Source organism: Kitasatospora sp. NPDC057518 (genome assembly GCF_042802075.1).
Taxonomy (GTDB): domain Bacteria; phylum Actinomycetota; class Actinomycetes; order Streptomycetales; family Streptomycetaceae; genus Kitasatospora.
This window is the reverse complement of record NZ_JBHVEU010000029.1, coordinates 25,181-35,228: the sequence shown is the minus strand read 5'-3', so window position 1 is coordinate 35,228 and position 10,048 is coordinate 25,181. Positions and strand designations below refer to the sequence as shown.

At 71.0% G+C, this 10,048-nt stretch carries 8 protein-coding genes; 3 read left to right on the top strand and 5 right to left on the bottom strand.

Annotated features, from left to right (window positions below):
• Window positions 1–53 precede the first annotated feature (53 nt).
• Window positions 54–1,691, bottom strand: coding sequence for an amidohydrolase (locus tag ACFU7Z_RS05265; RefSeq protein WP_380776281.1), 1,638 nt, complete (start codon window positions 1,689–1,691; stop codon window positions 54–56).
• Between the two features lie 53 nt (window positions 1,692–1,744).
• Window positions 1,745–3,172 carry an APC family permease gene (locus ACFU7Z_RS05260; protein ID WP_049649220.1) on the bottom strand — a complete coding sequence of 476 codons (1,428 nt, stop codon included), beginning with the start codon at window positions 3,170–3,172 and terminating at the stop codon, window positions 1,745–1,747.
• Between the two features lie 290 nt (window positions 3,173–3,462).
• On the opposite strand from ACFU7Z_RS05260, the gene ACFU7Z_RS05255 reads away from it, so the two are divergent.
• Entirely contained in the window at window positions 3,463–3,939 is a 477-nt protein-coding gene (locus tag ACFU7Z_RS05255) for a very short patch repair endonuclease (protein ID WP_049649221.1), read from the top strand.
• 11 nt (window positions 3,940–3,950) lie between these two features.
• Window positions 3,951–5,345, top strand: coding sequence for a DNA cytosine methyltransferase (locus ACFU7Z_RS05250; protein WP_380776278.1), 1,395 nt, complete (start codon window positions 3,951–3,953; stop codon window positions 5,343–5,345).
• Here ACFU7Z_RS05250 and ACFU7Z_RS05245 read toward each other — a convergent pair.
• Genes ACFU7Z_RS05245 through ACFU7Z_RS05235 form a run of 3 tightly spaced genes read right to left on the bottom strand, consistent with a single transcriptional unit; the run spans window position 5,267 to window position 9,323 of the window.
• Window positions 5,267–6,175 (bottom strand): DUF6339 family protein, encoded by a 909-nt coding sequence (locus ACFU7Z_RS05245; RefSeq protein WP_380776276.1) that lies wholly within the window; start codon window positions 6,173–6,175, stop codon window positions 5,267–5,269. The two genes, ACFU7Z_RS05250 and ACFU7Z_RS05245, sit on opposite strands and share 79 nt — an antisense overlap.
• Window positions 6,172–7,176: a hypothetical protein gene (locus ACFU7Z_RS05240; RefSeq protein WP_380776273.1), complete on the bottom strand. Its 1,005-nt coding sequence runs from the start codon at window positions 7,174–7,176 to the stop codon at window positions 6,172–6,174. The genes ACFU7Z_RS05245 and ACFU7Z_RS05240 overlap by 4 nt, the downstream gene beginning before the upstream one ends.
• A complete protein-coding gene (locus tag ACFU7Z_RS05235; protein WP_049649225.1) occupies window positions 7,173–9,323 on the bottom strand; it encodes a helix-turn-helix transcriptional regulator in 2,151 nt (716 codons plus the stop codon). The genes ACFU7Z_RS05240 and ACFU7Z_RS05235 overlap by 4 nt, the downstream gene beginning before the upstream one ends.
• A 434-nt stretch (window positions 9,324–9,757) precedes the next feature.
• Between ACFU7Z_RS05235 and ACFU7Z_RS05230 the strand changes: the two genes are divergently transcribed.
• Window positions 9,758–10,018 carry a hypothetical protein gene (locus tag ACFU7Z_RS05230; RefSeq protein ID WP_380776270.1) on the top strand — a complete coding sequence of 87 codons (261 nt, stop codon included), beginning with the start codon at window positions 9,758–9,760 and terminating at the stop codon, window positions 10,016–10,018.
• Window positions 10,019–10,048 lie beyond the last annotated feature (30 nt).

Below are 10,048 nucleotides of genomic sequence, written 5' to 3'. Positions count from 1 at the left end.
GTGGTGGGCCCCCGTGCGCCCACCACCGGCGGCCGGTCCGGCCCCTGCCGCGGTCAGTCCGCCGCGTGCACCAGCTCCCCGCCGACGTAGGTGCGCTCCACCCGGGCCTGCGCGATCTCCTCCGGCGGCCCGGTGAGGATGTCCCGGTCGAGCACCACCAGGTCCGCGAGCCGCCCAACGGCCAGCACCCCGGCGTCGTCGTGCCCGTTGAGGTACGCGCTGCCAGCCGTGTACGCGGCGATGGCCGAGCCCAGGTCGAGCCGCTGCTCGGGCAGGAAGACCCGCCCGTCGGTGGCCTCCGGCTCCAACCGGTTGACCGCCACGTGCAGCCCCGCCAGCGGGTCCGGGCTGCTCACCGGCCAGTCGCTGCCCGCCGCGAGGGTGGCGCCGGCCCGCTGGAGGGAGCCGAACGGGTACTGCCAGGCGGCCCGCTCCGGCCCGAGGAACGGGATGGTCAGCTCGTCCATCTGCGGCTCGTGCGCGGCCCAGAGCGGCTGGATGTTGGCGACGGCGCCGAGCCGGGCGAAGCGCGGGAGGTCGTCCGGGTGGACCACCTGGAGGTGGGCGAGGTGGTGCCGGGCGCCGCGCCGGCCGTTGGCGGTGCGGGCGGCTTCGATCGCGTCCAGCGCCTCGCGCACGGCCCGGTCGCCGAGCGCGTGGAAGTGCACCTGGAAGTCGAGCGCGTCCAGTGCGGTGACGTACCCGCGCAGTGCCTCCGGGTCGACGAAGCTGAGGCCGGAGTTGGCGGTGGCGCAGCCGCAGCCGTCCAGGTACGGGCTGGTCATCGCGGCGGTGAAGTTCTCCGCGATGCCGTCCTGCATGATCTTCACCGAGCCGGCCCGGAACCGTCCGTGGGCCAGGTCCCCGCGCCGCCGCACGAGGTCGGGGATCTGGTCGGCGCCGCGGTCCCGGTCCCACCAGAGCGCGCCGGTCACCCGGGCGGTCAGCGCGCCGGAGCGGGCGGCGGCCAGGTAGGCGTCGGACGGGTCCGGCTGGCCGTTGAACTCGCCGAGCAGCGCGTCCTGCCAGCCGGTGATGCCGAGCGAGTGCAGCAGCCGCTGGGCGCGGAGCAGTCCGGCCAGCCGGTCGGCGGCGGTGGCGGGCGGCAGCAGCCGGGCGACCAGGGCGGTGGCGCCCTCCTGGAGGGTGCCGCCGGGGGTGCCGTCGGCCTCGCGCTCGATCCGCCCGTCGGCCGGGTCGGGGGTGTCGGCGGTGAGCCCGGCGAGTTCCAGCGCCCGGGTGTTGGCCCAGGCGCCGTGGTGGTCCCGGTTGGTGAGGTACACCGGCCGGTCGGGGACGACGGAGTCGAGCAGCTGCCGGGTGGGCAGGCCGCCTTCGAAGCTCTCCATCGACCACCCGCTGCCGGTGATCCACTCCTGGTCCGGGTGGGCCTCGGCGTACGCCCGGATCCGCTCCAGGTAGTCGGCGACGCCGACCGTCCCGGTGAGGTCGCAGGAGGCCAGCTCGGCGCCGCCGAACACGGCGTGGATGTGGGCGTCCTGGAAGCCGGGCAGCAGCAGCTTGCCGGTGAGGTCGACGACCTCGGTCCGCGGCCCGATCAGCTCCCGGACCTCGTCGTGCCCGACGGCGGCGATCCGCTCGCCGACGACCGCCAGCCCGCTCGCCCGGGTGCGGGCCGCGTCGCCGGTGTGGACGGGGCCGTGGGTGAAGACCAGATCGGCCTGGGTCATGGGTGGTGCTCCGTTCTCGCGTGGTCGTGCCTGGTCGTGCGTCGTACGGGCGGCTACCCGGCCGCCGCGTCCTCCCGCAGGAAGTACGGCGAGCGCCGCCGCCAGCGGGCCCAGGCCGCCGCCGGCAGCCCGCTGACGATCATCATGATCACCACGGACAGCTCGAACCAACCGTTGTCGGCGGCGAGTTCGAAGTGGTCCGTGGAGTCGTAGAAGGTCCAGGCCAGGTAGCCGCCGACGGCGAGCAGCGCCGCCGCGCCCAGCAACGGCCCGACCACCGCGCGCAGCCCCTCCAGCGGGGCGGTGCGCAGCAGGTGGCGGAACCGGACGGCGGCCGCGACGGCGGTCAGCGCGTAGTAGAGGGCGACGACGATGCCGATCGCGTTGACCGCGGCCGAGATCAGGTCGTTGACGGTCGGGATGGCGATGGAGGCCAGCGCCAGGGCGACGGCGACGCCGGTGATCAGCAGGGTGCCGACGGCGGGCGTGGCGTGCCGGGGGTGCAGGCGGGTCCAGACCGGGCCGAGCACCCGGTCGCGCCCCATCGCGTACATCCCGCGCGCGGTCGGGATCACCGAGGACTGCAGCGAGGCCACCGCGGAGAACATCAGCGCGATCAACGGCAGTGCGGCCAGCGGCTGTTCGGCCAGCTTCGTGCCGAAGTAGGTCAGCCCGTGGGCGCCGTTGTCGGCCAGCTCGTCGATCGGCAGGACCCGCTGGAAGGCGGTGCCGGCGAGCAGGAACAGCGCCAGCATCACCACCAGGGCCAGCAGGCCGCCCCGGGAGGCGTCCCGCGGGTCGCGCACCTCCTCGCCGACGCTGAACACCGACTCGAAGCCCCAGTAGCAGAACACCGCCAGCACCATGCCCTGGGCGACGGCGTCGAAGGAGGGGATGTCGAAGGGGTTGAACCACTGGAGCGAGAATGGCTGGTCGCCGGCGAACAGCCCGTAGCCGCAGAAGCCGAGCAGGACGGCGTACTCGAAGACCAGCAGCGCCTTCTGCAGCCGGGCCGCCAGGTCCAGTCCGCGCACCGCGACCAGCGCGGCGCCCACCAGCACCACCAGGCCGATCAGGGTGCACTGGACGGTGGAGTCGGCGTCGAGCCGCAGCCCGGCCACGCTGCGGACGTGGGCCTGGTCGAGCAGCTGGACGATCGAGGAGCCGGTGACGGTCGTGGTGTACGCCATGAAGACGACGGTCCCCACGGTGTTCACCCACCCGGTGAGGAAGCCCAACCAGGGGCTGAGGGTGCGCCCGACCCACCGGTAGCTGCTGCCCGCGTCCGGCTCGACGGCGTTCAGCCGCCCGTACCCGCCGGCGATGGCGAGCACCGGCAGGAAGGCCAGCAGCATGATCGCCGGAAGGTGCAGGCCGACCACCCCGGCCATCAGCCCCAGGCCGATCCCGATGCTGCTGGTGGCGGCCGTGCTGGAGGCGGCGATCGCCGCCCCGTCCAGCAGGCCGAGCGACTTGTGCATCGCGACGTGCGTTCCTGCCGCGTCCGCTCTCGGACCGCCGCCCGTGTCCTTCACCGTCGATGCCAACGGATCACCGCCTTGGTCGTGGGGTGCGCGTGTGGGGGAAGCTCCCGTACCGGTCGTGGGGGGTGACGCGGGCCGGAAGTGCGAGCCATGAAACCGGCGGCGCCGTCACACGTCAATGCCGTTGTCATAAGGCCGCGCGCACCGCCGAAAGCGCCACCGGGCGGGTCCGGCGGTGGTCATGCTCCGCTCGACGCGTTGTCGGTGTCCGGAGCCAGAATGGGATCATGCCCTCCCTGGAGACCACTCCGAAGATCCGCGCCCGGATGAGCAAGCAGCGCAGTCACGACACCGGTATCGAGGTCACCCTCCGCAGGACCCTGCACGCCGCGGGGCTCCGCTACCGTGTCCACCGCAAACCGCTCAAGGGCGTACGCCGTGAGGCCGATGTGCTCTTCGGCCCCGCGCGCGTCGCGGTCTTCGTCGATGGCTGCTTCTGGCACGGCTGCCCCGAGCACGCGACATGGCCGAAGAACAACGCCGACTTCTGGCGCGAGAAGATCGAGAAGAACCGCTCTCGGGACGTCGACACGGACGCCCGCCTCGCCGAGGCCGGCTGGCTGTCCGTCCGCGTCTGGGAACACGAGAACGCCGCCGAGGCCGCCGAGCGGATCGTAGCTCTGGTGCACGAACGGCGGGCGGGCAGCGTGCGGAAGACGGCACCGGGGCCGACCGAGTACATCACACCGCCCGCCGCCGGCTAGACTCTGGCCACATGACCAGCTCGGACGCATCCGCTTCATTTCTCGCGAAACCATATGTTCTGGACCTTTTCGCCGGTCCGGGCGGTCTCGACGTGGCCGCACACCTGCTCGGTGTGCGTTCCCTCGGCATCGAGTGGGACAAGGACGCCTGTGAGACGCGTTACGCGGCCGGCCTCGAGACGTTGCACGCGGATGTCAGCCAGGTCCGGCGGGAGCGGTTCCAGGACTTGCCCAAGGAGCTGAACGTGCTCGCGGGTGGCCCGCCTTGCCAGACGTACTCGGTCGCCGGCAACGGCGCCGGGCGCGAGGCCCTGGCCAAGGTCGAGGAGGTCATCCACGCGCTGCTGGACCGGGTGTCCGACGAGGAGATCGACAGGCGCTTGGCGGAGCTGGGCGACGACAACAGGACTGCCCTGGTCCTGGAACCCCTTCGATACGCGATCAAGGCCCTCTACTGCCGGAACCGTGAGGGACGGCCGTTCGACGTGATCGTCCTGGAACAGGTCCCGCAGGTCAAGGCCCTGTGGCAGGCCTACAAGAAGGCGCTGGAAGCAGGCCTGCCCGGTCCGGACGGGATGGAGGTGAAGTACCAGGTCGCGGAGATCGCGACGCTTCGCACCGAGGAGTACGGCGTCCCTCAGACCCGCCGTCGCACGATCCTCGTCGCCAGGCTGGCCGCGCACGGCTCCCCACGACTCCCCCGTCCGACTCACCATGCGTACAACCCGCACAACCCGATCCAGGGAGGGCCCCAGGACGAGAAGGCAGTCGCCGGAGAGAAGCAGATCGCGCTTCCGGTGGCGGGAGGCGAGCCGCCGCTCAGGCCTTGGGTTCCCATGTGGGACGTCCTGCGGGCGACAGAACGGATGCCCGAGGGCCGGAAGACGCCTTTCGAGATCAAGTCCAACTACGGCACCGGAGGCGATCCCGAGAAGCGCGGCATCCGCACGTACCGGCAGCCCTCGTTCACGGTCACCGGCAAAGCCTCCCGCAACGTCGTCCAGACTCCGGGCGGTCGCGCCCCTCACGACCCGGATCGGATGACCATCCGGGAGGCCGGCATCCTCCAGACCTTCCCGCCCAACTACCCCTGGGACGGCGGAGACCAGTCCCAGCAGGTGGGCAATGCCGTGCCGCCGCTGTTCGGCATGCACGTGCTGGCGGCGGCACTGGGAATTCCGCATTTTCAGGAGGAGAAGGTACTGGCGGACTGGGAAGTCGCCTCCGTCGAGGACCGCATCACCCTGCGCAAGTCGGGCTGCGACGACCCGGACGGAAAGGGATGCGGTCCCGACTGCCCGAAGAAGATCAGGCCGACGTCCAAGCGTCAGGCATCCGCATCGACCTCCGCCGCTGCCACGTCCCGCCCCCGGACCGGTGCGTCCGCGAAGAGGTCGGCGAAGTAGTCCACCAACACGCTCACGGACAGCTCCGGCGCGGGTTCCTCAGCGGGGCCCGCCGGGAGCGCGTTCCGTGACACCTGGCGGGCGGTCTCGGCCTCGTCGATCCAGTCCAGCAACGGGCGAGGGTCGCGATCGGGGTGGTCGGGTGCGATCACGTCGTACATCAGGGTCGCCGCGGAGGCGTTGACGGCCCCGGCCAGGGCGTTCGCCTCGCGCCCACCGGTGACCGTTCCCTTCGCGACCAGCCGCGCGATCGCCTGCGCGGTCGGCCGGTGATTGATCACGGACATCCGTAGCGCCGTGTTCAGGATGTCCTGGTTGCCGCAGGCCGCGACCACAGGGGCGTAGTCCGCCCCGTCGCGGAAGAGTTCGGCCGCCCACCACAGCCGGGAGAAGGCCTGCTTGTGGTACGTCCCGCGAAAGCGGTCGGACGCCACCTTGGCCGGCTTGCCGTCCTTGGGTTCCGCCAGGTGCCGCCAGACCACGTAGTCCGGGGCGACGCCGAGGGCGAGGTAGTTCCAGAAGCCGGGGTCGGCCGCCTCGCGGCGGGTGAGTCGGAGCACGGCGTGGAGACGGGGAGCCAGCCAGGCGTCGGCCTGGGTGACCTTGAGCCCGCCGGCCCGGCAGTAGGCCATGGCGTCATCGACCAGGTCGCGGACGGGTTGCAGTTCGCCGCGTCGGTCGGCGTGCGGGAGCGGTTCGGTGACCTGGTTGAGCTTGATGCTCGGCACGCTCTCACGACCGGTGAGCAGGCCCTCGGTGACGAACTCCGTCGCCTCGGCGCCGGGCAGCAGGGCGAGCCGCCCCGGGAGGTAGTCGGGCCGGTCGGTCATGCGTCGTCCCCCTGCGTGAGGCGTTCCAGGTCGTGGATGGTGGCGGAGAGCGTCCGAGGGACGCCTGCCCGCCGGGAGGCGGCGTAGTGGATCCGGGATTGGAGTTCACCCCAACCGGCGGCGGTCGCCCCGGTGCGAGCCCTGTGGACCGCCCGCAGGGCGGCCTCCGGCTCACGGTCGGCGTACACGTCCGGGAGCATCTCCCGGAGCACCTCGCCCTGCCAGCCGTGCGGGAAGACCGGGGTGCCGTCCTCCTCGACCTCCAGGTCGCCGACGGCGGAGTGGAAGACCGCCGTCCAGACCTCGGAGCACATCTGGGCGAGCAGGAGCTCCCGGACGGTCTTCTCCGGGCCGCTTCCGCCGTCGGCGCCGATCAGGTCGCCGAGCCCGTCGAAGTCGGAGTTGACGCGCACGAGCGGGATGCGGCCGGTGGTGTCGACCAGCCACGGCGAGTCCTTGAACTGCTGGAGCCGACTCGCTCCGGACCCGAACTTGAGCATCTTGACGTCGAGTTCACGGGCGAGCGACGGAACGGCCTCGATCACGTCGACGAACCACTCCACGTCGGAGGTGGCGATCACCCGGCCGGGCACGCCGTCCACGGTGGCCACCACGTGCACAGTGAGCGAGGAACGATCGAGGAGGTCGCACCGGTACAGGTAGAGCTCGGCCGTCCGCGCGCGACCGTCCTCGGAGACCGGGGAGAACTCCGTCGTCGTACGGGTGTTGGTGGCACGCTCGGCGAGAACCGCGACGACCTTGACGTTCTGCCAGGGCCCGGACGGGTCCACGGCCTTCGCCGGGAGTTCGACGGACAGGCGGAGCCGGGCCTGGGTCCAGTCGGGGCGGTCCTCGTCCGGCCCGAGGGCGACGACGCGTTCGATGGTGGAGAGGTACTTGCTCTCCAGATCCTCCCAGGGCTCGCCCTCGGCCTTGAGCTGGGCGCCGTCGACGCGCCAGGACACGGTTCCGGTGAATCGTCGGTAGGGGTAGACCTTCACGCCTGCTCCTCCTTTCCGCTGCGGAGTTCGACGACGAGTCCGGTGAGTTGGGCCCGGACCGGGTGGCGGGAGACGTCGGTGACGCCTCGGAAAACGGCCTTGCGGCTGCCCGGTGACAGGTGCAGGGATCCGTCGACCACCTCGCAGCCGGTGACGGCGACGAGCTCCTTCCACGGCGCGGCCGGCCGCGGGCCGGAGCGCACGTCGAACTTGGCGACCGGCGTGACCGGACGGCCCGAATCCGCTCCGGACGGGATCCGCAGGTCCACGGTGACCGACCAGGCCCCCGTCTCGTCGATCACCGCATCCACGTTGTCCAGTTCGGGCAGGGCCGCGGCGGCCGCCTGACGCGGCCGCTTCTTCGTCGCGCCGCCGACCTTGAGCCGACCGGCGATCTTGGCTTCTCCCCCGTTGCGGCGCTTGGCCTTGGGAATGGCGACGAGGTCACGCACGGCGGCGTTCACCTCGGTGGTCAGGTTGTTGATGCGCCGGTAGGCGGAGGGGGAGTAGGAGAGCCGCAGCTCCTCCGTCTGCCCCCACTTGTTGTGCTCCGGCGGCTCGGAGGCCCGGAGGAACTCCTCGGCAGCCTCGGCGCCGAGCGCGTCCGGGCCCGCCGCGCGGCCGGTGAGGAGGACGGCCTGAAAAGGGTTGGTGCCGATCGGCATATTGGGAACGGCACTGTCCTTGACCGTCATACGGTTGCCCCGCATGGAGACCACGCGGTTGGAGCGACCGTCGGCGTCCTCGGCGTCGGTGACCAGGACCACGGCCTCGTGCGGCACGAAACCATGTGCCGGGCCGCCGCCGTGGAGCGGAACCTTGAGCGTCACGGTGGCCCGGGCGACCTGACCGCGTCCGGTGAGACGGTCGACGGTGGCGCCCTCCAGGAAGGCCCGCAGCGCACGGGTCCGGGCGGGCTGGGCCGCGGCCGGGTCCACGTGCTCCTCTCGAATGAGTTCTTCGCCGTTGCGATAGGTACGGACGGACGCCTCCAGGTGCGGCCTGTGCTCACCGCCGCCGGTCATCGCGGCCCAGAAGTTGCGACCGAGCGCGTCGACCAGTCGGGCGTGCATGCGGTGGATGGAGTCGTCGTCCTCGGTGGTCTCCTCCTCGTCCACGGCACCGTTGACGGCCGAAAGGCTGGCCACGTCGTGGGCGCCGACGATGAGGAACGACGTGCCGGGGGCCCCGCTCTCACGGGTGAGATGGAGATTCTCCACGGTCTCTTCGTCCGCCCACCAGGAACGGACCACTTCCGCGGCCCCGTTGACCGGGTCGGCACGTCCGAACCAGGCCGGGCCGGCGCACGCCCGACCGTCGACCTCGCGCCAGGGCAGGTCGAGTCGGCCGATGAGCCGTCGCTCGGTGCGCCCCTCGTGTGGTTCGGAGAGGGTCGAGTTGATCAGCACCAGGCCGAGTCGGCTGGTCGCCCACAGTGTGGCCTTGCCCAGACCGTAGGAACCACCTGCGCCGAGATCCCGCTTGTGGCTGTCGAGTTGACGACGGACCACGGCGGCGAAGAGCCCGTCCGCGTAGTCATCACCGGTCAGGCCGGTGGCGTTGTAGTCGTCGACCCGGAGCAGCACCAGGCGGTCGTTCTGGTACATGTCGCGCAGCCCGGCCGCGATCGTGCGCGACACCTTGCTCTGCTTCCCGCCGTCGGCGGTGAGCGCCTCGTAGTGCGGAGACAGGCGATCCCATCGGATGGCCTCGCGGAACCGGGCGAGAGTCTCCCCGGTGAGCTCGTGCAGGGTGTAGCGTACGCGGACCGGCTCGGCCGGATCGAGGCGGGCGTCGAGACTGTTCTGGGTGGCTTCGCGGGCGAGTACCGAGACATCCGCCTCGAAGGCGAAGGCGGCGGCGTTGCCGTACTCCCGGCCGCCGTCGGGGTGGGCCGGCCGGTGGTACCAGTCGACGGGCAGGCCGAGTTGGGCGTCGGCGCTGCGGGTGTGGATGGTCTCCAGGTCGGTGTTGAGCACTTCGGCGATGCGCCGGACGGTGTCGTCCCGGGGCACGGAGCGTCCCACGATCCAAGCCGAGACGGCGGCCCGGGTCACTTCCAGGTCGATCGCCAGATCGGTCTGGCTCTTCCCTGCATTCCTGAGCTGGCGCGCCAGCCAGGGGCCGAACTCCTCAGCCGCCTTCACGTCCCACCTGCTTCCGCATGGCCTGTTTCACGAGGTGAGAGCCACGATAGCACGCACGGTTGACAGGGTCACCATCTTGTCAACAAACCCTTGACAGGCGCCGGCTTCAATGCGGGAAGGCATTGGACGCAATCGAGAAAAAGGAATCGAGAGCCCTCGCCCTCTTGTCCGAATTAACCCGATGGCCCCTTATGACCACAGTTGCAGGACGCCGGAGCCGCGGGTAAGGTCGTTGCCAATTCCACGGCAGGAGCCGCGGAAGGAAGCCCTGGCACGGGGTGTGGTACATCTTTTTCCTGGGGGGGAATACTCTACGGCTGCCTCCGGAATTCCTTCGCGGATTCCGTGGATCCTCGCGCGGCCCGTTCTCCTCCTGCACCAGTTCGCACCATCCCGTCGTGCAATCCCACGAATGCGAAAGCGCAGGTACCGCGGTGTCCCCGAAGCACTCCCCGAACCACCACATGCGTTCCATCGTCTCCACCTGCGACGCGCTCGCCGACGACCCGCAGGCCCTGGGCGTGTACCTCTACCTGCACGACCTGACCCCCGACATGGTCGCCATCTACCGGAACGCCATCCGTGACACCGAGGCCCGGGCTCGCCGCCCGCGCCGGAACCCCGGCCAGTGTCAGCGCATCACCGGCCGCACTCGCAGCTACATCGTCACGGTCACCGTTCACCGCACCCACTGACGGAACGTCCGACAGTCCTCGCGCCCACCT